General features: G+C 43.7%; 31 protein-coding genes. 21 read left to right on the top strand and 10 right to left on the bottom strand.

Annotated elements, in window-relative coordinates; genetic code table 11:
• The first annotated feature begins 81 nt into the window (after positions 1–81).
• The 6 genes from A8F94_RS20075 to A8F94_RS20100 all read left to right on the top strand — a co-directional run bounded on the left by A8F94_RS20075 (position 82) and on the right by A8F94_RS20100 (position 5,634).
• On the top strand, positions 82–855 hold the full coding sequence (locus tag A8F94_RS20075) for an ABC transporter ATP-binding protein (RefSeq protein ID WP_066204505.1): 774 nt from the start codon (positions 82–84) through the stop codon (positions 853–855).
• Positions 833–1,540 (top strand): ABC transporter ATP-binding protein, encoded by a 708-nt coding sequence (locus tag A8F94_RS20080; protein ID WP_066204508.1) that lies wholly within the window; start codon positions 833–835, stop codon positions 1,538–1,540. The genes A8F94_RS20075 and A8F94_RS20080 overlap by 23 nt, the downstream gene beginning before the upstream one ends.
• A gap of 132 nt (positions 1,541–1,672) precedes the next feature.
• Positions 1,673–2,533, top strand: coding sequence for a branched-chain amino acid ABC transporter permease (locus A8F94_RS20085; RefSeq protein WP_066204511.1), 861 nt, complete (start codon positions 1,673–1,675; stop codon positions 2,531–2,533).
• A gap of 7 nt (positions 2,534–2,540) precedes the next feature.
• Entirely contained in the window at positions 2,541–3,551 is a 1,011-nt protein-coding gene (locus A8F94_RS20090; protein WP_066204514.1) for a branched-chain amino acid ABC transporter permease, read from the top strand.
• A complete protein-coding gene (locus A8F94_RS20095) occupies positions 3,551–3,730 on the top strand; it encodes a hypothetical protein (protein ID WP_066204517.1) in 180 nt (59 codons plus the stop codon). The genes A8F94_RS20090 and A8F94_RS20095 overlap by 1 nt, the downstream gene beginning before the upstream one ends.
• A gap of 368 nt (positions 3,731–4,098) precedes the next feature.
• On the top strand, positions 4,099–5,634 hold the full coding sequence (locus A8F94_RS20100; RefSeq protein WP_066204520.1) for a class I adenylate-forming enzyme family protein: 1,536 nt from the start codon (positions 4,099–4,101) through the stop codon (positions 5,632–5,634).
• A gap of 139 nt (positions 5,635–5,773) precedes the next feature.
• Here the strand turns inward: A8F94_RS20100 and A8F94_RS20105 are convergent, their stop codons facing one another.
• Positions 5,774–6,409, bottom strand: coding sequence for a LysE family transporter (locus tag A8F94_RS20105; RefSeq protein WP_066205128.1), 636 nt, complete (start codon positions 6,407–6,409; stop codon positions 5,774–5,776).
• A 519-nt stretch (positions 6,410–6,928) separates the two neighbouring features.
• Between A8F94_RS20105 and A8F94_RS20110 the strand changes: the two genes are divergently transcribed.
• The 6 genes from A8F94_RS20110 to A8F94_RS20135 all read left to right on the top strand — a co-directional run bounded on the left by A8F94_RS20110 (position 6,929) and on the right by A8F94_RS20135 (position 10,840).
• Complete coding sequence (locus A8F94_RS20110) at positions 6,929–7,417, top strand: DUF1456 family protein (protein WP_066204523.1); 489 nt, start codon at positions 6,929–6,931, stop codon at positions 7,415–7,417.
• Between the two features lie 213 nt (positions 7,418–7,630).
• The gene (locus A8F94_RS20115) at positions 7,631–8,008 is read left to right on the top strand and encodes a rhodanese-like domain-containing protein (RefSeq protein ID WP_254660912.1); all 378 of its coding nucleotides are present in this window, start codon (positions 7,631–7,633) and stop codon (positions 8,006–8,008) included.
• Positions 8,009–8,020: 12 nt separating this feature from the next.
• Positions 8,021–8,284, top strand: coding sequence for a metal-sensitive transcriptional regulator (locus A8F94_RS20120; RefSeq protein ID WP_066204525.1), 264 nt, complete (start codon positions 8,021–8,023; stop codon positions 8,282–8,284).
• Positions 8,285–8,415: 131 nt separating this feature from the next.
• Positions 8,416–8,712 carry a rhodanese-like domain-containing protein gene (locus A8F94_RS20125; RefSeq protein ID WP_066204528.1) on the top strand — a complete coding sequence of 99 codons (297 nt, stop codon included), beginning with the start codon at positions 8,416–8,418 and terminating at the stop codon, positions 8,710–8,712.
• Positions 8,713–9,019: 307 nt separating this feature from the next.
• Positions 9,020–10,069, top strand: coding sequence for a peroxiredoxin family protein (locus tag A8F94_RS25175; protein WP_077247839.1), 1,050 nt, complete (start codon positions 9,020–9,022; stop codon positions 10,067–10,069).
• 234 nt (positions 10,070–10,303) lie between these two features.
• A complete protein-coding gene (locus A8F94_RS20135; protein WP_254660923.1) occupies positions 10,304–10,840 on the top strand; it encodes a DsbA family oxidoreductase in 537 nt (178 codons plus the stop codon).
• Positions 10,841–11,058: 218 nt separating this feature from the next.
• Here the strand turns inward: A8F94_RS20135 and A8F94_RS20140 are convergent, their stop codons facing one another.
• Complete coding sequence (locus tag A8F94_RS20140; RefSeq protein WP_066204530.1) at positions 11,059–11,775, bottom strand: anthrax toxin lethal factor-related metalloendopeptidase; 717 nt, start codon at positions 11,773–11,775, stop codon at positions 11,059–11,061.
• 234 nt (positions 11,776–12,009) lie between these two features.
• Between A8F94_RS20140 and A8F94_RS20145 the strand changes: the two genes are divergently transcribed.
• Complete coding sequence (locus A8F94_RS20145) at positions 12,010–13,398, top strand: TldD/PmbA family protein (protein ID WP_066204534.1); 1,389 nt, start codon at positions 12,010–12,012, stop codon at positions 13,396–13,398.
• Positions 13,399–13,401: 3 nt separating this feature from the next.
• Positions 13,402–14,736 carry a TldD/PmbA family protein gene (locus A8F94_RS20150; RefSeq protein WP_066204536.1) on the top strand — a complete coding sequence of 445 codons (1,335 nt, stop codon included), beginning with the start codon at positions 13,402–13,404 and terminating at the stop codon, positions 14,734–14,736.
• Between the two features lie 200 nt (positions 14,737–14,936).
• Here A8F94_RS20150 and A8F94_RS20155 read toward each other — a convergent pair whose 3' ends face one another.
• From A8F94_RS20155 to A8F94_RS20165, 3 genes are all read right to left on the bottom strand, one after another.
• Positions 14,937–15,416: a hypothetical protein gene (locus A8F94_RS20155; protein ID WP_066204539.1), complete on the bottom strand. Its 480-nt coding sequence runs from the start codon at positions 15,414–15,416 to the stop codon at positions 14,937–14,939.
• A 136-nt stretch (positions 15,417–15,552) separates the two neighbouring features.
• On the bottom strand, positions 15,553–15,918 hold the full coding sequence (locus tag A8F94_RS20160; protein ID WP_066204542.1) for a hypothetical protein: 366 nt from the start codon (positions 15,916–15,918) through the stop codon (positions 15,553–15,555).
• A 108-nt stretch (positions 15,919–16,026) separates the two neighbouring features.
• Entirely contained in the window at positions 16,027–17,046 is a 1,020-nt protein-coding gene (locus A8F94_RS20165; protein ID WP_066204545.1) for an acyltransferase, read from the bottom strand.
• A gap of 183 nt (positions 17,047–17,229) precedes the next feature.
• Between A8F94_RS20165 and A8F94_RS20170 the strand changes: the two genes are divergently transcribed.
• Entirely contained in the window at positions 17,230–17,580 is a 351-nt protein-coding gene (locus tag A8F94_RS20170) for a rhodanese-like domain-containing protein (protein WP_066204547.1), read from the top strand.
• A 276-nt stretch (positions 17,581–17,856) separates the two neighbouring features.
• Here the strand turns inward: A8F94_RS20170 and A8F94_RS20175 are convergent, their stop codons facing one another.
• A complete protein-coding gene (locus A8F94_RS20175) occupies positions 17,857–19,521 on the bottom strand; it encodes a bifunctional metallophosphatase/5'-nucleotidase (RefSeq protein ID WP_066204553.1) in 1,665 nt (554 codons plus the stop codon).
• 246 nt (positions 19,522–19,767) lie between these two features.
• Between A8F94_RS20175 and phaZ the strand changes: the two genes are divergently transcribed.
• Positions 19,768–20,673 (top strand): intracellular short-chain-length polyhydroxyalkanoate depolymerase, encoded by a 906-nt coding sequence (gene phaZ, locus A8F94_RS20180; protein WP_254660913.1) that lies wholly within the window; start codon positions 19,768–19,770, stop codon positions 20,671–20,673.
• A gap of 63 nt (positions 20,674–20,736) precedes the next feature.
• Positions 20,737–21,102 (top strand): immunity 22 family protein, encoded by a 366-nt coding sequence (locus A8F94_RS20185; protein WP_066204557.1) that lies wholly within the window; start codon positions 20,737–20,739, stop codon positions 21,100–21,102.
• Between the two features lie 146 nt (positions 21,103–21,248).
• On the opposite strand, the gene A8F94_RS20190 is transcribed toward A8F94_RS20185, so the two are convergent.
• A complete protein-coding gene (locus A8F94_RS20190) occupies positions 21,249–21,902 on the bottom strand; it encodes a carboxymuconolactone decarboxylase family protein (protein WP_066204560.1) in 654 nt (217 codons plus the stop codon).
• Positions 21,903–22,074: 172 nt separating this feature from the next.
• Positions 22,075–22,791, bottom strand: a complete 717-nt coding sequence (locus tag A8F94_RS20195) for a 3-ketoacyl-ACP reductase (protein WP_066204563.1) — start codon at positions 22,789–22,791, stop codon at positions 22,075–22,077.
• A gap of 154 nt (positions 22,792–22,945) precedes the next feature.
• On the opposite strand from A8F94_RS20195, the gene A8F94_RS20200 reads away from it, so the two are divergent.
• From A8F94_RS20200 to A8F94_RS20215, 4 genes are all read left to right on the top strand, one after another.
• A complete protein-coding gene (locus tag A8F94_RS20200; RefSeq protein ID WP_066204566.1) occupies positions 22,946–23,254 on the top strand; it encodes a hypothetical protein in 309 nt (102 codons plus the stop codon).
• A gap of 19 nt (positions 23,255–23,273) precedes the next feature.
• A complete protein-coding gene (locus A8F94_RS20205) occupies positions 23,274–23,534 on the top strand; it encodes a DUF7662 domain-containing protein (RefSeq protein WP_066204569.1) in 261 nt (86 codons plus the stop codon).
• Between the two features lie 61 nt (positions 23,535–23,595).
• Positions 23,596–23,868: a DUF1801 domain-containing protein gene (locus A8F94_RS20210; protein ID WP_077247840.1), complete on the top strand. Its 273-nt coding sequence runs from the start codon at positions 23,596–23,598 to the stop codon at positions 23,866–23,868.
• 197 nt (positions 23,869–24,065) lie between these two features.
• Positions 24,066–24,620, top strand: coding sequence for a GNAT family N-acetyltransferase (locus A8F94_RS20215; RefSeq protein WP_066204572.1), 555 nt, complete (start codon positions 24,066–24,068; stop codon positions 24,618–24,620).
• Positions 24,621–24,743: 123 nt separating this feature from the next.
• Here A8F94_RS20215 and A8F94_RS20220 read toward each other — a convergent pair whose 3' ends face one another.
• Entirely contained in the window at positions 24,744–25,544 is an 801-nt protein-coding gene (locus tag A8F94_RS20220; protein WP_066204579.1) for a CPBP family intramembrane glutamic endopeptidase, read from the bottom strand.
• Positions 25,545–25,574: 30 nt separating this feature from the next.
• Positions 25,575–26,186: a hypothetical protein gene (locus A8F94_RS20225; RefSeq protein ID WP_066204582.1), complete on the bottom strand. Its 612-nt coding sequence runs from the start codon at positions 26,184–26,186 to the stop codon at positions 25,575–25,577.
• Positions 26,187–26,313: the final 127 nt, after the last annotated feature.

A 26,313-nucleotide genomic window follows, 5' to 3' on the forward strand; every position in this document is an offset into this window, starting at 1 on the left:
ACTTCGGTCACGCAGCCGAAGTTCATTGTTCTTTTCAAAACAAGCGTAATTTTTTCAAAAAGAAACCGGGTGGTGAACAAGATGAATACGATTTTGGAAACAAAGGATTTAACGATCACATTCGGTGGCCATACGGCTGTTGATTCAGTGACCATATCTGTCCCGGAGAACCATTTCAAGTCGATCATCGGCCCGAATGGTGCCGGAAAAACAACCTTCTTTAATTTGTTGAGCGGCCAGTTGCTGCCGACAAAGGGCCAGGTTCTATATAAGGGAAGGGAAATTACAAAGCTTTCTCCAACAAAAAGGACTCGTGCCGGAATTGGCCGTTCCTTTCAGATTACAAATGTGTTCCCAAACTTGACCGTAATGGAAAATGTGCGCTTGGCTGTCCAATCCCAGGCAGGTATCCGTTATCAGATGTTAAGGCATTTCGAGTCGTATAAAAAGCTTGAGGAGGAAGCAACAGACTGGCTAAAGCTTGTCCTGCTAGAAGATAAGAAGGATGCCCTTGCGGCTAACCTCGCACACGGCGAGAAACGGAAACTTGAAATTGCCATGCTGCTCGCGCTGAACACCGAGGTGCTGCTGCTTGATGAGCCGACCGCGGGCATGTCACTTGAAGAAGTTCCGGCGATTCTCGAGGTCATTAAGAAAATCAAGCAGCGAGGTGACCGTACGATCATTCTAATTGAACACAAAATGGATATGATAATGGATTTGTCGGATTCAATCATGGTGTTGTTCAACGGCGCTTTATTGGCAGATGGAACTCCTGAGGAAATTATGAAAAATGAAACAGTCCAGTCTGCTTATTTGGGAGGGTTGCATAGTGAGCACGCTGCTAAAGCTTGATAACGTTGAAACGTATATAAGCCAATACCACATCCTTCAGGGAGTTTCGTTTGAAGTTCCGAAGGGGGAGGTCACCGTTTTGCTTGGCCGGAACGGTGCCGGAAAGACGACTACCTTAAGGACAATTATGGGCCTAAATCCTGCCACAAAAGGATCGATTCACTACAAAGGCGAGGATATTAAAACTCTTCCCCCTTATAAGATTGCCAACAAGGGTATCGGCTACGTTCCTGAAGACCAGGGCGTTTTTGCCGGGCTGACTGTCGAGGAGAATATCAAGGTTGCGATGAAAAAGGAAAACGAGTCAACAACCAAGAGGCTGAACTATATCCTTGACCTTTTTCCTGACTTGAAGAAATTTTGGAAAAAGCCAGGCGGCCAACTTAGTGGCGGGCAAAAACAAATGCTCTCCATTGCGAGAGCCTACGTAAATGACAATGAGCTGCTTCTCATTGATGAACCAAGCAAGGGGCTTGCGCCCATTGTTGTTGAAAAGGTGATGGATTCAATTCGGCAGATGAAAGAAACAACAACCATCATCCTTGTTGAGCAAAACTTCATGATGGCCAGCACAATTGGTGACAGTTTTTATATTGTCGATGATGGCCGGACAGTTTCAAACGGTCCGATGAATATTCTGAGAGAAGATGAAGAAATGCGGCGGAAGTTCCTCGGCATCGCATAGGAAGTAACAACGCCCGAGTATGTTGTGGGAAACCATCCCCACAACCTGGGCGCTAAGGGTGAAAAGAACAGCGGCTAATTGGAACTCATTCGTACAGCTGCACCCTTTTCCAAACGGAAGGAGGAGAAACGGTTGGAACTACTAATTAATTTAAGCATTAATGGCCTGGCGACAGGGATGCTTATATTCCTGCTGGCTGCCGGCCTAACTTTGATATTTGGGTTGATGGATGTCCTGAATTTTGCCCATGGCGGGCTATTTGCCTGGGGAGCCTATAGCGGTATATGGATTTATAATCAAACAGGCAGTTTTCTTTTTGGTATCGGCGTAGCCATTTTGACCGGAATGATTCTTGGCATTCTAATCGAACGATGGATTATCAAACCAGTCTATGGAAACCACATTCAGCAAATCTTGATTACTTTGGGATTAATGCTTGTCTTGTCTGAGTTGCTGAAGGTATTTTGGGGACCGAACCAAATCTCAGCAAAAACACCCGCCTTTCTGGCTGACAGCTGGGAAATTGGCGATGTACTGATTATTAAATACAGAGCCTTTATTATTGCGGTAGGTTTCCTGGTGTTCCTATTTGTCCAATTTCTTCTTAAGCGGACGAAAATTGGTCTGATTGTCCGGGCCGGGGTTATGAACAAAGAAATGGTTCAGGCGCTTGGCATTAATATTCAAAAGGTGTTTATGTTCGTATTTATGATTGGGGCTGGAATGGCGGCTCTGGGCGGGATGCTGCTCGGACCGTATTCAGGGGTCATTTATGCGGAAATGGGGATGGAGTTCGCAATCCTTGCCTTTATCGTTGTCGTTATTGGCGGGATGGGCAGCATTTCCGGCTCGGCGATGGCAGCCATTCTCGTTGGCCTGTCAGGATCATTCATGGCCTATTATGTGCCGGATTTGGCATTGGCAGCAAATATGCTCTTGATGGTCGTTGTACTAGTCTTCAGGCCGCAGGGCTTGTTCGGGGCAAAGGGGTGAGAAGAGCATGACACGATTATTTTCAAGTAAATTAACACTACTTTATGTGCTGGTTGCTGCATTCCTGGCCATTCTGCCGTTTGTCTACGAATCAAGGAGTCTTCTGATTCTTCTTTCGCAGGTGTTTATCTTTGCAATCTTTGCGATGAGCTACGATATCCTCCTTGGCTACACTGGGATTGTTTCATTCGGGCATGCGATGTTTTTTGGAATCGGCGCGTATACTGTCGGTGTCTTCATGAAACAGTTTGAGCCTGAAACGAACTATTTCCTGCTGGCGGTTCTGGTCACGATTTTACTGACAGGGATTGTTAGCTACTTTGTCGGGCTGCTGACCCTCAGGCTCAAGAGCCATTTCTATGCAATGCTGACATTGGCATTCTCCGGGCTGTTTCTCGTTCTTGCTGAAAAATGGCGGACTATCACGTATGGCAATGACGGCTTTACGTTCAGGGTGCCAGATTTCTTAAAGGACAGGACGGAGTTTTACTTAATTTGTCTTGCCACCATGGTTGTTGTATTCCTGCTGCTGCAGCGCTTCACCAATTCCCCGCTTGGGAAAGTGCTCCAGGCTATCCGGGAAAATGAGCAGCGTACAGAATCGCTTGGCTATAGCGTCCTGCAGTACAAGGTCATTGCGAGCGTGGTCTCAGGTGTGCTTGCGGGAATTTCGGGAATCCTTTACGCTGTGTCATTAAGATTCGTAAACACGAGCGTATTCGCGATGGATGTTACCCTTGATGCTCTGATGATGACGATTATCGGCGGTGTCGGAACGCTGGTGGGAGCCATCATTGGAGCGGGAATCATTGAATTTTCCCATCACTGGCTTGTTGAACTCGCCAAGGTACACGTCATCTTCGAGCGCTGGATCATCTTCTTCGGAATTATTTACATCCTTGCAGTCATGTTCTTCCCGAAAGGCATTGTCGGCTCGCTGCGAAAGCTTAGCTTTAAGCGGAAAAAGAAACAAGCGGTTCCGGTGAAAACAGAAGCGATCAGCCAGGGAGATTCCTAATGGAGGCCAAACAAGTGACATCATTTGTCCTTCGGTTCCAGCTGACAGATATTGAGCTGGACAGCGGACGGAAAAGCTGGCGGGTCAAAGTTACCCATGTTCAGGAAGACAAGGATATGCTTTTCGAATCGGTCGATTCAGCAATGGAGTTTATTAAAGAAGTAGTAGGAGAGTCATAGTTTTAGTCTGAGTGGAGCGCATAAGGTGCGCTCTTTTTCTATTGGTTTTCTTTAGTGGAATCCATGGTTTATGGCTGTAATCTAGTCTTTGTCTCATTACAATTCCATGGCTAGTGAAAACTAGCTAATGTAGCAGGCCTGTAATGGTTATAAGTTGCAATCGAGCGTTTAGTATCTATCAGGCAGTAACTATATCGAAAAGATTTTAACTACTGAAAAAGTGTGGGTTTTTAGAAGGGCTTTTCCAACAGCACAACCTGTAAGCAGCTGCCAACTACTTTAATGTCTACAAATCGCCCACTGTAACTGCCGTGCAACTATCTTTTCCTAAAATAAACCCAAGATGAAAGGGAAAAGGAGAGAGTGCTGTGAGGTGTGAGCTGGATTGGCTTGAATCAAGGGCGAAACTAACGCCGTCAGCCACCGCGATTTCCGATGCGGAAACAGATAGATCCTGGAGCTTTGAACAAATCAATACCCGGGCAAAGGCGATGGCCCGCTGGCTTTTCGAGCAGGGGATCCAGCAAGGGGACAGGGTTGCGCTGCTTGCACCGAACGATATCAGTTATTTCGATTTATTGTTTGCCTGCGGGAAGATTGGTGCTATTTTTGTTCCGCTCAACTGGCGGCTGGCACAAAGCGAGTTGTCGTTCATTATCCAAGATTGTACTCCTAAGATACTCTGCTTCCATTCCAATTTTGCTAAACAAGTATCATCGTTTTGGAATGGGCTGGATCTCAGTCTTTGCATCGATGGCAGTCACTATGAAGGGGTGATAACCCATTATACGGATAAACTCAGTCAAACAGCCGCCAAGTTTGCGGAAATTAACGACGAGGATCCGCTGGCAATGATTTATACAGGCGGTACGACGGGCTATCCGAAAGGTGCGGTTTTATCCCACAGGGCGATCCTCTGGAATGGGATCTCGACGATTGTCAGTTGGAACCTGACTAACGAAGACAAGACACTGACATACCTGCCGATGTTCCATACCGGCGGGCTCAATGCATTAACGATACCAGTTTTGATGGCAGGCGGCTCGGTCGCAATAGCAAGGGAATTTTCCCCCGAGAAAGCAGTAGAAAACTTGGTCAGATACCGATGTACAATTGTGCTGTTTGTGCCGACGATGTATCATCTGCTTGTAAAATCAGAGCGTTTCCAGGCAACAGAATTCAATGATATGAAACTATTCCTGTCAGGCGGGGCACCTTGCCCTCTTGAAATCTATGAAGCTTTTTCGCAAAAAGGAAAACAATTTAAAGAAGGGTACGGGCTGACGGAAGCAGGCCCGAACAATTTTTATATTGACCCGAAAGATGCCCAAAAGAAGCGAGGATCGGTTGGAAAGCCAATGATGTACAACTCTGTAAAAATAGTAAATGAGGTTGGAGAAGAGGCGCGACCGGGAATGGTAGGGGAGCTGGCCATCCAAGGGCGGCATGCTTTTTCTTTCTATTGGGGGAATGAGCAGGCAACGCAGGATGCATTAAGAGAGGGCTGGCTGTATACAGGGGACTTGGCTCGTCAGGATGAGGACGGGTACTATTATATTGTTGGCCGGAAAAAAGATATGATTATTACTGGCGGGGAGAAAGTGTATCCGCTAGAGGTCGAGCATTGGCTATGCGAACATCCGGAAATTCAGGAAGCCGCAGTTGTAGGAGCTCCGGATAAAAAGTGGGGGGAAGCTGTGACAGCCTTCGTTGTACTTGAGGAAGGAAGCACACTGACGGAAGATGGCATCAAACAATTTTGCCGGTTGAAGCTCGGCGGCTATAAGGTTCCAAAGAAAATATTTCTTGTTGAAGAAATGCCCAAAACCCATGTAGGAAAAATCAGCAAGGTAACACTAAAAAATATGGCAGCAGAGCATAACAATGAAGAGCCAGTGGTATAAGAAGCAGGGGAGCGTCCCCCGCTTCTTTTTAATTAAACGAAAATTGTCGGACTTTTGTTAATCAAACGTTTGATTAAATTTGCAAAAACCCTTTTGCAACAAGGGCTTGGCTATTGAACAGGTTTCGACAATAGCCTAATTATAACCCGGCAAGCGCTTGTATCCCTTGCACCCCAAAATATACCCCGAAACCGACCAGTGACAGTCCCGATAAAACAGATATGGCAACGAGGGTATTCGCATTCAGGAACCTTCGCGAGCCGCTTGCCAGTACGGCTACAAAAATATCCCATAGGCAAAGACCGAGAAAGATCATTGAGCTGTAAATCAGCAATTTTTCAGGGCCGTAGGAGGAAGCTGTTTTTGCAAGAACTGAACCGTAAATGCCGAGCCAAAATAAAATCGACATTGGGCTGGAGATGGAAATAAGAAACCCGGAGAAAAAGCATTTTAAAATTGAGTCCCTTGCAGTTCTGTGTTCAAGCTTAAGATTCTGCGCCCCAAGAATGCTCTCGACTCCGGAATAGATTAGAATAAAGCCGCCGAATAGCCAGAGAAACACTTGTACATATGGATAGTCAAGAAAACGAACCAATCCAAGATAAACTGTCAGCATAAAGGTGGCATCAGCCAACATCGAGCCTGTACCGACTGCCCATGCGTGCCAAAACCCATTTTTAAGCCCCTTATCAATCCGAGCCGAGTTAACCGGGCCAATTGGTGCGGCCAATGTAAGCCCTAAAATAATGTAACTCAAATATAAATTCAGAACAATCACCACTCAAAGAAGGACTTGTACATTTTATGCATGTCCATTAGCGATTATGAGAGGGACCGCTTCTTGTTTGCCGAAGGATTACAGGAAAACAATTCAGGGTGGATCAACGCCGACACGGCGGTGGAATCAATTAAGGCCGTTGCTGAGTATGTCTCAACGCCCTTAACAGCTCAGGAACTCAATTAACGGCGTCGATGAGTGTGTCTCAACGCCCTTAATAGCTCAGGAACTCAATTAAGGTCGTTGATAAGTGTTTCTCAACGCCCATAAAAGCTCAGGAATTCAATTAAGGTCGTTGATAAGTGTTTCTCAACGCCCTTAATAGCTCAGAAATTCAATTAAGGGAGTCGATAAGTATGTCACGACGCCCGAAACGGCAATAGAGGCATAGACAGTCCGCTGCCGCACCCGGCTATAAAAGGAAAATTCGGAAAAATCGTCCCTGTTTGCGACACTCAAGACTGCAGTGTATAGTTGTTTATAACTTTAGTTTGTGGATCGATAGGAGTGTAATGGATGGAGAATAATGATATTTTAATCCGGCTGCGGTATGCATTGGATATTAAAAACACGGATATGGTTGAGATTTTTAAACTTGGCGGAATCGAAGTAACAAAGGAAGATGTGCTTAGAATTTTAACAAAGTCTAATGAGGAAGATGACAACGGCCAGTTGAAAATCAATGATAGTAAGCTCGATGCTTTCCTCGATGGGCTGATCGTCTTTAAAAGAGGAAGGCAAGATTCGAAACCTGGGCAGCCTGAAAGTCCTGCACCTGTGAATGTAAGAGAAAGTGTTAATAATTTGCTGTTGAAAAAAGTGAAAATTGCCTTTTCGCTGACAAGTGAGGACATGATTGAGATTTTTGAAATGGCAGGCATTACAGTTACGAAGGGTGAATTAAGTGCCTTGCTCCGGAAGAAAGGGCATAAAAATTATAAAGAGTGCGGAGATAAGTTTGCGCGAAATTTCCTGAAAGGCTTAACGGTGAAATATAGAAATTAAATTTGGGATGGTTCTGTCTAGAGGGAACCACCCCTTCTTTAATGTATCCCTCAGTCCATGGAAGCTAAATAAGAATTAAAGAGGCATAAAAATTATCTATTTATCAATTCTCTCCCTATGACACATAGGGAGTGTTTTTTTGAGCAATATCATTGATTATATACCTATGGGGGTATAATATAAAACTTGTTATCCAAATAAGGGGTGGAACAAGTGACACTATTGATATTAATGGTAATGGCTTTTATTTCGATTTCTTTATATAAACGCTATATTCCTGTGCTTGGGGCTTCATATATAGATTTAAAAGACCTGAGTATGGATAAACAAATAGTAGTTGATATCAGAAATTATAATGAGTTAAACATACACCCCATTCCAGGAGCGATCAACATTCCTTATGCGTATCTTAATCGTAATTTTCATGAAATACCTAAAAACATGGATTTGGTTTTAGTTGTCTCTAGTACATTGGATAAAAATATAGGAGCCCGTTTTCTTAGGAAAAAAGGCTTCCGTGTTTCCGGATATACCATGATTAGCCCCACATATTTAATTACAACAAACAGCAAAAAGGCGGAACCTTGTTAAGGAGGACATTATATGGAGTATAATGACCAAGTTAAAAATAGAGTTAAGCGAATGGAAGGCCAATTAAGAGGAATTTTAAAAATGATGGATGAAGATAAGGACTGCAGAGATGTGATTACCCAGCTGTCAGCTGTACGATCTGCGATGGACAGGACAATTGGTGTAGTTGTTAGTTCGAATTTGGTGCATTGTGTCCAAGAGGCAAATGAGGAAGGCGAAGGCAACCCTGAGGATCTAATTAAGGAAGCTGTCAATCTTCTAGTCAAAAGCAGGTAACATAAAAGGTGAAAGTCTCTTCACCTTTTTGAAACATACCCATTGGGGTAATTTACTCCTTTTGTTTTTTTGTTCTCTTTAATACCTGCCGGGGTATATAATATGGTCCCATTAAACAGGAGGATTTAACTATGGAAGAAATATCACCTAAAGAAGTTCAAGCTTTGCTAACTGAAGGAAAAGCACTAAATATCATTGATGTACGTGAAGTGGATGAAGTTGCTGCTGGGAGAATTCTAGGATCTGTAAACATTCCGCTCGGATTGGTTGAGTTCCGCAAGCAGGATCTCGAAAAATCCAAGGAATATATTATCGTCTGCCATTCTGGGGGAAGAAGTGCCCGTGCAGCACATTATCTGGAAAGCCAAGGTTTTAAGGTAAGGAATCTTTCTGGGGGCATGCTAGCATGGGAAGGCAAAGTCGAATAACAGCTAAGATTAATTTGTTTTAGAAAAACATCTGGAAGGAAGTTTGACAAACATAAGCGTAATGAGTCTGCATACGAAGGGATTGGCATGGTCAATGCTGAAGTCCTGTAGGGAGGGCCTGAACATGAAGAAATCTCGAGAAAAAACGTGTAAATCCGGCGGTTGAGCGATTGGAGAAAACACCCGAAACAGGACGGTGCCGCCTGTTTGACCTGGTGTTTTCATTTGGCTCCTGGTAGGAGCTGTTATGTTAATTAGCAAATTTTTATAAGCTTTTGGTAAGTCGGACTGCAAAAAGGGAGGGCATATGCAAGTTATACAGATTGGTTCTTTATCCATTTTATTAAAATGGGCTCTGCTTGGAATTGCCATCCTAATCGGTCTTCTATTTTTAAAGCTATGGATGCGGAAGGCAGAAACCGAGTTAACCAAAAGGGTATTTGATAGTCTATCAAACAGCCTTATAGTAGGTTTTGTTTTATGGAAGTTGAGCTTACTCCTATTCGAGCCCTCTCTTGTGAAGGAGAGTTTGCTTTCCTTGCTCTATTTTACCGGAGGCAGTAAAGGGTTGATGTTAGCGATCCCTGTTTCAATCCTGTTCTTCTTTATCCAGGGGCGTAAACAAAATGTACCTGCTTTGGTAATGGTGCAGTCAGCCTTCATGTTTAGCTTTGCGGTCATAAGCAGCTATTATTTGCTGGCTTTTTTCATTCTTGAACCCCGTAATATGGCTCATCTCCTCTTGGGATTATATGCTTTAGCCATACTAGGCATTTCTTTTATAAAGCCAAAGAGCCTCTTTGCGAAAAAAGGTATCATTACCTCTGTGCTTATTTTGTTCGTTTTGATTAGCATGTCCGTGAATGGGGCTCTTTCAGAGGACTCGGTGGATCAAGCTGCACAAGTGAGTACAGAAGATGTGAAGACAGGAGTAAACAAAGGTGATTTGGCTCCTGACTTTCAAGTGCAAACACTGGATGGAAAATCAATCAGATTGTCAGAGCTGCGCGGAAAGAAGGTTATCCTGAATTTCTGGGCAAGCTGGTGCCCGCCCTGTAAGGCAGAAATGCCTCACATGCAGGATTTTTACTCAGGGACGGAAAACAAGGACATTGAAATCCTTGCCGTGAATCTAACGGATACTGAGAGAAATTCCGGCCATATCAAGGAATTTGCAAAAGAATATAGGCTAACCTTCCCTGTACTGCTTGATGAAGATGGCGAAGTTGGCCGGACATACCAAGCCGTTACCATCCCAACTAGTTATTTTATCGACAGCGCCGGGATTATACGCCAAAAAGTAGTTGGCCCAATGGATAAAGAAATGATGTCAGAGCTTAGCCAAAGTATGAAATAAGTAAAACAGAGACCGGTACAAATCGTAGGTTGCTGATTAGTCACCTTTGATATTCCTATTTCTCGTTGGAGTCAATTTTCGTGTAAAAACGATCATTTACCCCTATACTATGTTAGAAGATACCAGTAGGAGGGATGAACCGTGCACATTGAAATGTGGACAGATTTTGCTTGACCGTTTTGCTATATTGGCAAAAGGCGTCTGGAGGACGCTATTAAACAGGTTAATCATCCAATTGAAGTGACATATCGCTGTTATGAGCTTGATCCAACAGCTAAGCGTGATATAAAAGAAAGTATGAATGAGACTTTGGCCAAGAAATATGGCATGAGCCTTGCCCAGGCAAAAGCTAATACGGACCGTGTCGTGCAAATGGCGAAGGAAGTCGGTCTGGATTATCAGATGGATACCTTGATCCAGACGAATACGTTCGATGCTCACCGGGTGACAATGTTCGCCAAGGAAAAGGGCCTGATGAAGGAAATGACCGAGCGGATTTTGCAAGCCTATTTTACTGAGTCCAAGCATATTGGCGACCAAGATACACTTGCGGATTTGGCTGCCGACGTGGGGCTGGACAGGGAAGAAGTTAAAAACATGCTTGTCAGTGAGGAAATGACTGCTGAGGTTCGTACCGATGAGCAACTGGCTCGCCAGTATGGAATATCAGGAGTTCCATTCTTCCTGATCAACAATAAATACGCCCTTTTCTGGTGCACAGCCAGCAGAAGTTTTCGTGCAGGCGCTCCAGAAAGTGATTGCCGAGGATGAAAAGAAGATTACAGTCCTTGGTCAGGATGGGGACTTCTGTAATGATGAAGGTTGCGAGATCCCTAAAAAGTAAATAGTAATTAAAAAGCCTAGCCGCGGATTCCTCAAATGGAAGACAGGGCTAGGTTTTTTTGTTTAGTTTGAGCGCTTATTGTGTTTGAGAAATTCTACCTTTATTCAAAAAAGCCATCTGTTTTCCAAAACAGATGGCTGGCTCATTAATTCTTTACTGTTTGGTGGTTTTCCGCGGGGATATTGCGCTGCAGCTCATGGATGAATTTATACGTTAATGGCGCGCGATCCTTCAGTGTTGCTCGGGACTCCTCACTTGCATAATAGAAGGCAAATGCCTCGGCAAAATACTCTTCTTTGTAGTCATAATAATAGAAGGTGCTAAAACTGTCATGTTCCAGCGCGTGAAGCCGGTTGAACTCATCGGAATAACTAATATTGTTAAAAACATAATAATCAATCGCATGGGCCAATTCATGCAATTCGAGGTTAACGGAGCTGTGCATCCTCTGGTAGCTATAGCCAATCCTGGCTACCACTGTTTTGCCTCCAATCCCCGGAACATCATCCCACGTATAGCCGGTATTTTCCCAGCCCCTTGGAACGACTCCTTTTAGATAAGCATATTCTGGCAGATCAGTAATCGGGAAATCAATAAACTTTAAGCGGACTCCCTGTTTGTGCGCTACATTCAGAATATTACGCGGGATGCTCCAAATACGGTCTGACATATTGAGCGCCTCTTCGTACGGGTTCTTAATATCAGATTCTCCCTTGATCTCAATCGTGACCAATCTTTCAAGAACCTGATTTAATTGAGGGTCCTGCGTATTCCCTTTTTCCGCGAAGGTCTGGGCTGGAACAATTATCGAAAAGAGCAGCGCAAAGACAATGAGTAAGGCCGGCCGTTTCTTACGATTCATTTTTCATGACTCCCCCTATTTATTTGTTAACAATGTAATTCTTTACGCCAGCCTGTTTTCCTCTATTATAAAAGCAATAAGTGAGAAAGCCTTCTTTAGGCCCGAGTTGAAATAGGACTTACGACCCGAAAAGGGGTTCCCAATATATTCTTTTTAGGAAAAAAACAGGAATATTGGCGGAATATATTGAATATACAAACAGGGTGGTCAAATTTTCGATAACAGGAGGGCTATATGCTAAGTAAAAGTGTAGTTGAAGATGTACTTACCGCGGCTTTATCGACGGGTGGGGATTTTGCGGAGGTTTTCGTTGAGGATAGGTTTACCAATAATCTTACTTTCCAAAGTGGGAGAGTTGAAACGGCCTTGTCAGGCCGGGATTTCGGTGTAGGAATTCGCGTGTTTAACGAGTTTCAGAGTTTCTATGCGTATACGACCGACTTTAGCCAGGAAGGGCTTGTGAAGGCCGCCAATCGTGCAGCCCAGGCGATTAAAGGGAAAGCGTCCGTTCGTTTGGCCTCTTTCACCCAGCAGACGGTGGATTCCATTCACCCAATCCAAGTTATGCCCCAGGATGTTGAGAAAGCACGCAAGGCAGCAATCATAAAGGCTGCCTACGAAAAAGCTAAGAACTATCATTCCTCAATTTCTCAGGTGACAGTCCGCTATATGGACGAAGAGCAAAACGTACTGATAGCAAATTCGGAAGGAAAGTTTGTTGAAGATAAACGGGTTCGGTCAAGGCTGGCAATCCAGGCTGTCGCGGTCCGGGACAATAAAATGGAAACAGGCTTTTATGGCCCTGGATCTTATCAAGGTTTTGAGTTCTTTGAAAATCTCAACCTCGACCATTATGCGAACGAAGCGGCCCGCATTGCGGTAACAATGCTGGATGCGGCTCCATGTCCAAGCGGGAAATTCCCGGTCATTATTGATAATGAATTTGGTGGTGTCATTTTCCACGAGGCATGCGGACATGGTTTGGAAGCTACGGCTGTTGCGAAAAATAATTCCGTGTTTGCCAACAGGATTGGCGAGCAGGTGGCACCGGAAATTGTTTCCTACATAGATGATGGAACGATTCCAAACGAATGGGGTTCAATCACAATCGATGATGAAGGCGAAAAGGCGAGGAAAAATGTTCTGATTGAAAATGGAATTTTAAAAGGATACTTGATTGATAAATTCAATAGCCGGCGAATGGGAATGGACTCGACTGGATCAGGGCGGAGGCAATCATTCCGGTTTGCGCCAACCTCAAGGATGACGAATACGTATATTGCACCGGGAAAATCGACACCTGAAGAGATTATCTCCAATACAGAACATGGCATTTATGCGAAGTATATGGGCGGAGGACAGGTCAATCCGGCAACAGGCGATTACAATTTTGCGATTGAAGAAGCATATGAGGTGAAAAACGGGAAACTTGGCCGTCCGCTGAAAGGCGCGACCTTAATAGGAAATGGGCCGAAAACCCTCCAGCTCGTTGATTTGGTTGGAAACAATCTTGGCCACGCAGCTGGCATGTGCGGTTCCCAGAGCGGAAGCATCCCGGTGAATGTTGGCCAGCCGATGATCCGTGTCAGTGAAATCACTGTTGGTGGGACAAAGGGGGAATAGGCGATGACAATACGTGAGCTGCTGTTTAAGGAAGCGGAGAAGAACGGTTTTACGGATGCGGAAATTTATTCGGAGAAAAAGGAAGTCTTTGGCTGTCAGGTGTACAAGGGGGAAATTGACCAGTACGAGATAGCCGAAGACGGTGGCTTGTCGTTCCGGGGCATCGTCGATGGAAAGATGGGTTATGCCTATACAGAAAAACTGGATGAGGACTCGATTCCTTTTTTAATAAAAAATGCGCTGGAAAATGCGCAGGTAATGAATGATGAGGAACGGGAAGAGATTTTCTCTGGAAGCAGCTTTTATGAAGAAGGGGATTTTTATTCGGACTCGCTTGACGAGGTAAGTATCCCTGAAAAAATTCAATTTGTTAAGGACATGGAAAGAGAATTGTTTTCCATTGATTCGCGGTTTAGCTCGACTGACTGGTGCTCAATCCGGCATGAGTCTGTTACGAGAACCCTTGCCAACAATAAAGGCTTGAATGTAAGCAACCGTATCAATTACTTGTACGTTTTAATTGAGGCAGTCGTCAAGGACGGCGACGAAACCAAGACGGCCTTTGAATTTAAACTAACCCAGGATTTTAACAGCTTAAATGCCAGGGAGATTGCCCAAAGGGCTGCGGAGAAGGCACTTGCCCAATTGAACTCGAGGCCAATTGAGAGTAAAAATTACTCTGTGCTGATTAAAAACGATGCCGCAGCCCAGCTGCTGGCAGTGTACTCGGGTAATTTTTCAGCAGAAAATACGCAGGCAGGCGTATCTCCTTTAAAGGATAAAAGCGGGAAAGAAATCGCCTCTAGCAAGATTACAATTGTCGATGATCCATTCCTGAAAGGGGGACTTGGCTGCCGAACGTTTGACAGTGAGGGAGTAGCGACAACTAAATTAACTGTTGTTGAGTCAGGTGTACTGCAATCCTTGCTTCATAATCAGAAAACTGCCAAGAAGGATGGAACCACTACGACAGGCCATGCGCATAAGGATTCATATAAATCCGCCGTAAAAGTCGGCCCGTCCAATTTCTATATCGAGCCTTCTTCAAAGGATTTTGACGCTCTGCTCGGTTCAGTGGATGAAGGTGTTCTGATTACGAGCCTATCCGGATTGCATTCCGGTGCCAACACAGTATCGGGGGATTTCTCAGTTGCGGCTAATGGATTCTATATTAAGGATGGTAAGGTGCAATATCCGATGAACCTGATGACGATAGCGGGCAATTTTTATCAAATGCTCAAGGACGTCAAGGCTGTCGGCGCCGATCTTGCCTTCCCGCTCTCGCCAGTCGGCTCACCATCCATCTTAGTAAAATCACTCTCTGTAACAGTGGAGTAAAACCGGACGGTTTTGGTTTGCTGTGGTCGAGGCAGGATTCCTTTGGTTGCATAGGTCTCGTATGGATTTAATTAAAAAAGGACGTTTTGTCGGCTCGATTGAAAGCAGGCAGAACGTCCTTTTGAGTTTAATATGAGTGAGTGGAACCTGAAAGGAAGGCGATTCGAGTATACTCCCGTGCTAATGGATTGGCAATCCTATTAGTCAAACTCTTTAAAGGAGTATCCATATCGTAAGGCTAGGTAGATTGCTATCCCGTCGCTTGGGTTGTCTTCGCCAAAGTTTACAGGCAAGAGAGCAAAAAATATATAGTAAAGAGAAAAGTAACCCAATTGATAGAAGAATTGATGCGTTGGCAAAATGCCCTCGATAATCAGTAAGTTCACAATAAGAATGGTTAAACCGTTGAATATGACGCCGCCTGCATAAATTAATGCGTGTTTCCACCTCTTCCCGTTTTTAATTTCGGTGTACGCACATGCAGCATCAATGAAATAAAGGAGGAAAAAGTGCATCCGCCCCAATGTGAATATCTTTCTTCCTCTTCCGACCGTTAAGTCTGCCTTTCCTCCAAATAGATAGACGAAAAAAACGTGCCCAAAGGCATGTATGAAGGCTACAATTGGTAATACGACAAAAAAAGCCCACGCAAATGTATGGAGGTCGTCCCATGAAAACACCGCAATCCCCCCTCCATAGGACGTTACCTCACATAAAAACTATTAAACATGTTAAATAAATTCCCTATACATTGTTAAAAATGACATCAAACAAAAAGGAGGCTGCTCGCATCAAACGAAACAGCGTCGCTTCTCCCTACACCCGCTCAAGAAAAAAGATAGTTGTTCTATCGTCCTCCATGAACTTTACATAAATAGAGATAGTTGCACCAATAAGGGAATTCAAAGTCGATGGCAGGGTAGCTTCTTCGTAAGCAATTCCAAGGTTATCGAGATCTGAAATGAGCAGATCGACTCCGCCTGGCTTATCAATCCAGTGAAGGTGTTCAAGGATCCGATTGCTGTTCATTACGGCAAGGTCCCATTTAATGGGCCTTCTTCCGTCGTCAATTTGTTTTACACTTACGTCTGCAATTTTCGCAAGGTACTCCCCTTCCCTAATCGGGGCGTTTCCTGCTAAACGATATACGATTTCCTGGGCATCAAATGAATAAATAGGCATAAAAAATTCCTCCTCGGATTTCAATTTCTCTTTCCATCCTTTATATATAGGTTTGAGGTCGAAAAGGACATGCCTTAGTCAAAAGAAGATAGGAATTTGGGTGAAGTGCTATTTGGGTAAAAAGCGTCTCTTAGCAATTTGTACAAGCTGGTATGCGAGATACGATAAACTGAACACAAGGAATGTATCAATCAGGTTCCAAATAATCAGATGCGAAGATTCCTTAAGGCCTATTGCCCGGAATAACACATCGACCATATCGATTAGAAAAACATGAACCGCATAAATTCCAAGTGCGTTGCCGCCAATTTTGGTGATCAGCAGCCCTTTGCCAAGCTGTGGGTTATGCAACGCAAACGAGAAAAGGAAAATGGCAAGGAATATGGTGGATAAAAAGAATTCGCCATGACTTGACCCCAGCTCTTTTTCAAGCCATAGCCCTTCTAAAATCTGCAAGATTGAAAACAGCATAAATAATAGGAGGTTAATCTTCTTGCTCAAGTGCTTTCGATGTTGCAGAGGTTTGTAATAAGAAAACCAAAACCCTGCTGTTGTGTAAAACAGGCCGAAAAACAACGCGTCACGAGTGCTTTCCGGCAGTTGGAGAAATATTGAGTAGGCTTGGCCGAAAAGACCGACAATATGAAAACAAAGGCTGGCCGCCAGTAACAGTCCGATTTTACCAAGCTTGAAAAATAAAAAGACAACTGTAATGCTCCAAACAAGCGCAATAACAAACCACAGCTGATAACCGCTCGTCCCCTGCCCATAGTACAACAGCTTGAGAACAGTAAATCCCTTCATATAGTCGAAGAGCTTCTCCTGTACATCCCCGCTGCCTATTAGAATTCTAATAACATCATATACAAAGTAAAAAACCAGCCAGCTGGCATATATCTTCAGGATTTTAATAACGTACTTTTTAAAATAGTCTCCGCTATTAGGGGTTATGTTCACTTTAAGGCCGAAAAAATACCCGGAAGCCATAAAGAAAAAGGGCACGGCAAATCTTGAAACGTTATCAAGAATAAAGTAGCCAATCACATGGTCACTCGGAAAGGTGTGGATCACCACAACAGCCAATATAGCTAAAAATTTTATAAAGTCGATTGCGTAGTTACGGTTCATATAGTCACCCTGGTTATTTCCTATACTGATTAGTATGGCCGAACCGTGGAGTTTTATTTTTAATGGCTTGTTTCGAAGGAAAGTGCACAAAATCGTAGAATGGTTGTCAATATTAACAAGATTTTTCAACGGAAAACAGTAGTAAAATGTCCATAGGAGTCCAAACAGAAAGGAATTGTATAAATGAAGAAGTTTTCAGTCTTGTTTCTCCTTCTCATTCTTGCATTAACAGGTTGTTCCGGCAGTTCCTATGAAACGGTCAATGCAGAAAAAGCGAAGGAACTGGTGGACAGCGGAAAGATTGATGGAATTTTGGATGTTCGTACCCCTGAAGAATACCAGGCTGGCCATATCGAAGGTGCTATCATGATTCCCCTTCAGGTCATTGAAAGTCAAATGGCCAAGCTCGGTAAGGACAAAACCTACTTAGTATACTGCAGGAGCGGGAACAGAAGCCAGCAAGCCTCGGAGATTCTCAGCCAAAATGGGTTCAAGCATATTTACAATATGAGCGATGGATATTCGGAGTGGTAGATGTAGCTGATTATATTGGAGTGGTTTATTGCCACTGTTTTTAGTTAGTATGAAATGGTTACGGCATGTTGCTGTAAGAAAAAAGGCCTTTCTTTCTGCTAAGTGCAGGTGAAAGGCCAAACTTTTATCCCGCATTAACGGGCTGTAAGCCCCACAATAATGCCTAAGGGGAGCCGAAGAAGCGAAGGTGGGGGGACAAACAGCCCGTAAAAGCCCGATTGGTTCAACTATCAATCAGTGGGGGATGAGAACCCCCTCACTGATTGAAGTTTCACTTTATCGTGCTAAATCAACGATTCGTCCTTCAATTTGCGGGTTGACAGTTCCGAGTTCCTGCACGTATTCAGTAAAGACTTCCCAGTCAGGGGTTCCCAAGTCGGTGACAAGGCCCTGATTGTACACCTCGGCGAATACGGTATATCCATCCCCGCCTTTAGCAGTGAAGGCATTGGTCGCCACAGTATAGGTTGCGGTAGGGTTCAATGCAGTATAGGTGCCATCGGCATTCATTACTTCAACAGACTGGACTCTGCTTCCAGCGGGCTTGCTGCTGTCATAGGTGAATTTCATTCCTGATACTTGTAGAAATCCGCCGTTCTCTCTTGGAACGGAGCTAACGCTGTGTTCAAGAGCCCTGATAATTTGCGATCCAGTTAAGTCCATGACTGCCAAAGTATTGCCGAACGGCAAAACAGTCAGGACATCGCCGAGGGTAATATCACCTTGATCAATTGCTGCACGGATACCACCGCCGTTCTGGAAAGCAATAACTGTGTTGGGGTTGAATTCTTTTGCTTTATCAAGCATTCCATCCGCAATCAGATTTCCAAGCGCTGTTTCATCTCTCCGGACACTGACAGGTGCTGGATCCGTAAGGCGTGGATTTGGCAGGGCCTCGACCGCTGTTGCGCCAGTTGAGGTGTTTTTGAGTTCAGCAATTTCACTTGAGTATTTTGTCAATAATGCTGCTACTTCTGGATCTTCCGTCTTTTTGCTGATTTCAATCAATGCTCCGCTTTGTCCGACTACGACTCCTTTTTTATCAAACTGAACATCCAAGGTTCCGAGGAAATCATTGTATTGATAAGCCTGGACAATAACGGTAGGATTTTTAGCAACGCCCTTTTCATCTTTATTCACAACGACTGGCTCAATCAATTTTGTATGGCTATGGCCGCCGACAATGACGTCAATCCCGTCAACCCGCTCTGCAAGGACGAGGTCATTATCAACAGTAGGATTATCGTCATAGCCGAGATGGGTTATGGCGATTATTTTATCAACGCCGACTTTTTCAAATTCTGCAACTGCTTTTTCGGCTTCCTTAATATAGTTTTCAAATTTAACCTGTGGGCTGGAAAGGTTGACGGTTTCTTCTGTGGTTAATCCGAAAATTCCTACCCTCTCGCCATTAACTTTCTTGATAATCCCTTCGTAAATCTGGCCACCCTTTGGGTTGTTTTTGATACGATCCTGATAGAGTTTTGCGAACTTGGGATCAACGGAGAAATCGACATTTGCACTAACCAATGGGAATGAGGCGTTTCTAACGAAATCGGCAAGCACTTGGTGGCCTTCCGGTGTTGAACCTGAGTCAAATTCATGGTTCCCAAATGTCATAGCATCATACCCCATGAGATTCATAAATTCTAAGTCTGCCTGTCCAAGAAACTGATTGTAATAAAGAGTACCTGTAAGTACATCCCCGGCATCAAGCAAAAGGGAATTCGGCTTTTCGGCTCGTACTTCCTTAATTGCAGTTGCCTTTTTGGCGATGTTGTCCAAGTGTGCATGTGTGTCATTGGTGTGCATAATCGATAGTGTAAAAGTTGTTTTATCCTTTGGGGCAGCTGAAGCAAATGGTACAAAAGTAGAAACCAATAACGCAGCAGTGGCAACAGAGGCCAAAATCCTTCGGTGGAGCCTGAGTTTTTTCAACATTTACCTTCTCCTTTTAATAGAATTTAAGTATGTATAGACATAAAGTTGTCCAAGTCTATTTTACTATATTTCAGCCTTTTTAAAAAATTCCAGGCAACTAGGATTTAAGCCCAAAAATATAGTTTTCCAGATGAAATTCTTCCTTAAAAGAAAAAAATGGAAGGGTTTTCATAATAAAAACAGAATTATTCAATAGACTTACAAATATACATAAATGCGCCATACCATGAAGAAAGGGTGTTTGCAGTGGAGAAGACAGAGACGCTGGCAGTCGAATTCAAGAAGGTTGCTTTATCAAATGGAGAGACGCTCTCTTATCGGAAACGGGAAGGCGGGGAGAGAAAGGTCCTACTTGTGCATGGCAACATGACATCCTCCAAGCACTGGGATTTGCTGATTGACAGGATGGATCCGGAATTCAAAGTCATTGCCGTGGACATGAGAGGATTCGGGGAATCAACCTACTACAAAAAGGTTATGTCTATCAAGGATTTTTCAGATGATATTAAGCTATTTGTTGATGAACTTGGCTTAAAGGATTTTGCAATGATTGGCTGGTCGACGGGTGGAGCTGTCTCCATGCAGTTTGCGGCTGACTATCCAGGGTACTGCGATAAACTGATTCTGCTCGAATCCGCTTCAACAAGAGGTTACCCATTCTTCGGAGTAACCCCTGAAGGCCAGCCGGACCTGAACAACCGGGTTGCAACTTATGAAGACGTGAAAGTACATCCAACCACAGTTGCCATTCAGACAGCATATGACCAGAAAAACAGGGATTTCCTTCAGACAACCTGGAATATGCTCATCTATACAAAGAACCAGCCGGACCCTGAACGGTATGAAGAATATGTCGATGATATGCTGACCCAGCGCACGCTTGCTGAAGTCTATCATTCTCTTAATACCTTCAATATCAGCAGCAGGCATAACGGCCTAGCGGAAGGGACGAACCAGGTAAAAGATATTACCATTCCTGTTCTTGTCCTATGGGGGGACCGCGATTTAGTTGTGAATAAACTTATGACTGAGGAAATCATTGCGGATTTCGGCGGGCATGCCAAATACGTAGAGCTCACCGACTGTGGGCATTCACCGCTCGTTGATGACCTCGAACAGCTCAACGGGCATATTGAAGGGTTTTTGAAGTAAATAGGGACGGTTCTTTGGTTTGCCGGCAAACAAAGAACCGTCCCCTTTAGAAGGGAGATTGGGATGGAGAGAGAGGGATATGTTTCGCTATGGGTTGGCGGGTTTGAATCCAAGAGAGACCTTGATGAGTATTTGAAGATTGAATTTACAGAGGACGGTGATGCGCTGCCATCCCGATTAGGAGAGGATTTTTTCATAGATTACTATGATGAAGATTTTCGAGAAGCCAAATTTTTTGAAAAGCCCCCGGAGAGCCTAGAGGAAGCATTAAACGGTTTTTCCTATGATGAAGTTATCGTTCCTGCATTTGAGGGCAAGTACAAGGGCTTTCTTAACACAGCTGTCCTTCTCTATAATTTTTACTATGAAGAAAGGGCAGAAGGTAAAAAAAGTCCTTTATTATTTGTTGGTACGATCCGGTATAAATGATAAAAGGATGGTTCCGGGCAGAACCATCCTTCCCTATTCCATAGAGGTTTTTTCCGCTAGCATGGGTATTTACAGTTCATACTTTTGGAGAAAACCGTCTATCGTAAAGTGCGCATAATCATCAAGAAGTAAAACAGCCGAAAAGCTTACTCCCCGTAGCTTTCAATCAGATTGGCGATATGGGCGTATGCTCCGCCGGCCAGCATTGCGGATGAAACAAGGACTGCTTCAGACAGTTCCTCGTTTGTTGCGCCAGCCTCAACCGCCTTTTTCGTATGGACCTCGATACAGTATGGGCATTGGGTTGCATGAGCTACCGCAACAGCGATTGTTTCCTTGAATTTAGTGCTTAACTTTCCTTCCTTCGTTGAGGCAGCACTGAAATTGGAGTAGCCCCTGAACCCGACATGGGCATTTCTGCCAATGAAGCTAAGGTTCTTTAGGTTGCTTCTTGTGTACAGGGAATCCTCGGCGTCAGAGTCCTGAGCGTTTTTGATGTGGGTACTGTGGGTGATCGCACCGCCAGCTTCAATTCCTGCCGTTACAAAAGCTGCCTCGACAAGTTCTTCGAGGGAGGCGCCTTCTTGTTTTGCCTTTTTCGTGTGCGAATCAATGCAGTAAGGACACTGGGTAACATGTGCGACCGCAACCGCAATGATTTCCTTTTGTTTTTTGCTTAGGGCACCTTCCTGAAAAACAGCTTCATTAAAATTTGAAAATGCTTCAGCCTGTTCCGGTGCTAGTTCACTTATTCTGTTGAAATGGCGTGTGTGTGATTTGTCATAAAAGTTCGTTGACATTGTAAAACCTCCTCTTCTATTGTTTGCTAGTGGACGGTTCCCCTTCATTGTAATTCTCATAATTTTTTAGAACAAGCAATCGGCTTTTGCCAAAAAAGATTGCAGTCATATAAAAAGAAGGATGGTTTCTGCATAAGCACAAAAACCATCCGAAATGAACTGCTGTAACTCTTTACGGATTCGTCGACCACAGCCCAGCAGATTTAACAAATACCCTCGGATTCAGCTTCAGCCCGGCTACGAGATATTCTGCCAGGTCCTCTGGATGCATGACTCGTTCAGCGTCTCCACTTATCAAATTCGTATCCACCGCCAAGTCAGTAACGACGGTACTTGGTGTCAAAGCGGTTACACGGATATTATGCTTGCGGACTTCGAGTGCCAAGGATTCAGTCAAGCCCAGCACAGCAAACTTTGATGCGCTGTAGGCACTTGTTACTGGCGCACCTTTTTGTCCCGCGGTAGAGGAGATATTTACAATGTCTCCTGTCTTGCGTTCAATCATTTCAGGCAACACCGCTCTTGTGACATTGTAAACGCCCATCAGGTTTACTTTAATGATGTTTTCCCATTCATCGGGCGGAAGCTCAAGAAATTTGCCAAACTTCCCGATTCCGGCATTGTTGATAAGGATATCAACCGGACCCAGGTCGGATTTGATATGCTCAACAGCATGTGTGACCGCCTCCAGGTCTGTGACGTTTGCGGAAGCTGCTGACACATTGACATCGTATTGATCCAGTTCGGCGCTGACCTTTTCAAGGTTTGCCATGTTCAACCCAATCAACCCTACATTGACGCCTTCCTTGGCGAGTTCAATCGCTATCGCACGTCCGATTCCCCGGCCTGCTCCGGTAATAATCGCATTTTTTCCTTTTAAAGAAATCATATGTACAACTCCTTCATCCTTATTTTCACAATAGTAATCATACCCTTGAAAAGGGCTTCCTACTCTATTTAACACGTTAACTAATTAACCACAAGGAAGACGTACTCCTTTTAGCGAATATGTAAAAAAGAGATACCAGAAGGAAGGGCAGGTAATGAGAGTCATTTATAGCGTGCTAAAAGAAATTAACGAAAAAAGGTTTGTACCTGAGGGGGCTGATTATGGCTTGAAGGATATTGAATTCGAAGGCCTCATCCGATTTTTGGAAAATGAGAAAGCGATCGAGCGAGTGTTAAGAATGCATGATCAGCTTTTTTTAAAACCAGCCCGTTTAACGAAAATAGGACTAGCACTACTCGAAGAATATAAGGAATATGAAAAAATCTATCCTGAGAGAGGCCAGTTAAAAGACTGGGTCCAAGTCGACAAAATCTTATATTCCAATGATGCAGAGGATGAGTAATAGGTGGAGGGGTATTAGTATGTATAACGGAAAATATTATAACCTGCATGAATATCTAGCTAAAAAGAAGAATGAGGTCTCCCGTTTAACATTAACATTGAGTGAGATGGAAGAGATTGTTGGTTTTAAGTTGCCTCAATCTGCATATGTATACCCTGCCTGGTGGGCAAACGAAAACAAGGGAAGCCATACCCATGCAAGGTCATGGCTGCTTGCTGGCTGGAAAACAGCGGAAGTAAAACCAGGCAATCAAGTAACCTTTTTTTATTATGGCAATTAACCCAAAAAGAGAGGCTCCACTGTAATTATTTATAAAACCGATTGAATCGGAGGTGACTTTTATGGCTGGTAAAGGAAAGAAGGTAACCGTCAGTGAATACCTGGAAAATTGTAATCATCCAATGAAGGAACTAATAGAACAAGTACGTTCTATCATTTTAAGTATGGATGTAGGTATAACAGAACATATCAAATGGAATGCACCAAGTTTTTGTTTTAATGGAGACGACCGAATCACCTTTAGGCTGAGTAAACCTGATTATGTCCAGCTAGTCTTTCATTCAGGGGGCACAGGGCAAAGAAGACAAAACAAAGAAACCTATTATTACCGATGAATCTGGTTTATTGGAATGGGTCGCTGACAAACGGGCCCTAATGACCTTCCGCAGCATGGATGAAGTGAAACAAAGGCAGGGGGCATTGAAGACGATTGTTAAACGATGGCTCGAGGCAGTTTAGAAACTGAAGGTCTGTCTTAACTGGATTCAAGAAGGTATATTCCAAATGTAAATATAGAATTAGGGGCGGGAACATGGACACTTTATTTACAATTGACTGTGGAGACATTGTACTTCGAGAATTTACAATTGAAGATGTTGATGCTATTTATGAAATTACCTCCCAGCCAGAAGTTTACGAATATCTGCCTGATTGGAGGTCAACGAGGGAGCAGCGGCTGGAGTGGGTTGCCAATTATGAAATTCCATCAAACAAGAGTTTTTTATCAGCATTGCCTGCTATTGATGAGGAAAACTACCTGAAGTTAGGGATCATCCTAAAGGATACCGGCGAGTTTATTGGTTTTTGCACGACAGGAATCAAAGAGGAACTTCCTCCCCCTAATAGAGAGATTGCTTACGCCATTTCAAAGCATTATAGAAACAGAGGTTATACAACAAAAGCGGTAAAAGGATTAATCTCCTTTTTATTCGAGCAAACAAACGTCGAACTTTTAAATGCGATTGTTCTTACACAAAATATAAGTTCGAGTAGAGTGATTCAAAAAACTGGCTTTACTTTTGCCGGAGATATAGAAATTGAAGGTCAACACTATCATCATTACATTCTTCGGAAAATTGGTAAATAGAAGATTGAGTACCTCTTGCCATAATTAAACAGACCTAAAAGCTTGGAGTTATAGACCCAAGCTTTTTTGCGCTAACTCAATGATATGGCCCCTTATTGTCCTAATAGCTTTATAAACCATATCTCATATTGAGGGATCGATACCACTTCCTGTAAGTGCTTCTCTTTGCTTCGCCCTTTTGAGCAATACCACTACAAAAAGGAACATCAGGGCAGGAATGAAATATCTGATTGATTCCAGCAGGAAAGAAGAACTGGCAGGTTCCGTCCTGATAAAAATACCCCCGTTTGCCTCACCAAGCGTTCCATTGAACAGCCCGTAACAGACATTCAGTCCCCAGTGGATTCCCGTGGTCATCCAGATTGAGCCAGATTTATAGAAGGCGTATGTCAAAGACAGGCCAAGCAGGATTGAAAATACCGTATTGGAAAAACTGAAACCTTCATGCCAAATGTCATCAAAGGAATACACCGCAATGGAAATCGTGAAAATCCACGGGAGCGGGATACGGCCTTTCAACTGAGCAAAAATATAGCCTCTAGTAATCAAGTCGTTCAGGAAGGACCCGATCAGGAAAGTTCCCAAAACCAATCCAATTGTCAGAAGTGATTCCGATAGAGGCTTTATTCCGGTGATTTCATATCCACCGAGAATCCAGGAGAGGGTATACATTGTAAGCCAAAAGCCAAACCCCGTACCAAACCCAATTACTACATTTCTACTCCAGCTAGGGTGGAAGTCAATTCCCGCATCTCTGAAGCCATTCAGATTGGTCCATCTTAAAAGGAAGTAAAAAACAGGAAAGAAGCCTGCTACTAACAGTAATTGAATCAAAATGCTGCCTGCCCCTGCTATGCCTGCATTTAGATACACATCGAGAATAGTGAACCCAATCAATGCCTTTGCATAATTCCGTTTTGCCAAAACAGCCACCCGCCCATGCTTACTAAACTTCTACTTTCCAAGAACCTTGCGTACGAACGACTTTAAAAATGATTCTTTGCTTGGAGGTGCTTTTTCACCTTGCCTTATGACCGTCCAGCCGTCATCATTGCCGGTAGGGTCCAGCATATGTTCAATTCCAAGGTTTTGGCAAAAATCCTGTATATCATTGTAATCAAAGAAGTGGGTTTCATTGTCGATGCGGGAAAGCATTTCTTTTTCAAATGGAAAAGGAGTGCCTTCTTGCTCAAGTCCGTCTGTATCCTCACCGGAATGCAGCTTACGAACCAACCGGCCGTCTTTATGGACGCTTAGGAAATAAGAGTCTACCGTGCTTTGGCCCATTGCCTGGATAACAGTGGTAGTAAATTCAGCAGACAATAAGTCAGCCAGCTCGACCTGGGGTTCAAAGGAATCGTGGAGTACTGTTACCCAGCTGTCGTGTACAGTACCGACTGCAAAAGATGAAGGAATTTCACTCCTGAAAAAATCAAATGCCAAATTGCTTTGATTCTGGATTGTAGGCTGCTCACTATGTGTTTGGCTAAGCCAAAAGCTTAAAAACTTCTTTACATCATTCGCTTTTGAAGTCTGTACATATAATCCATAAATATTGATAGACATAAATACCCCCTGGTTAAAAGCTTTATCTATATTCTAATTGATATAGCGAGATTAGGGGAATATTTTTCCAAGTGGAGTAAAAAAGAATTTTAACTCAAGGCTGAAATAAGGGGGATCTTTCGGGGTA

The sequence above is a fragment of the Bacillus sp. FJAT-27225 genome (assembly GCF_001685025.1).
In the GTDB taxonomy this organism is placed as follows: Bacteria; Bacillota; Bacilli; order Bacillales; family Cytobacillaceae; genus Bacillus_D.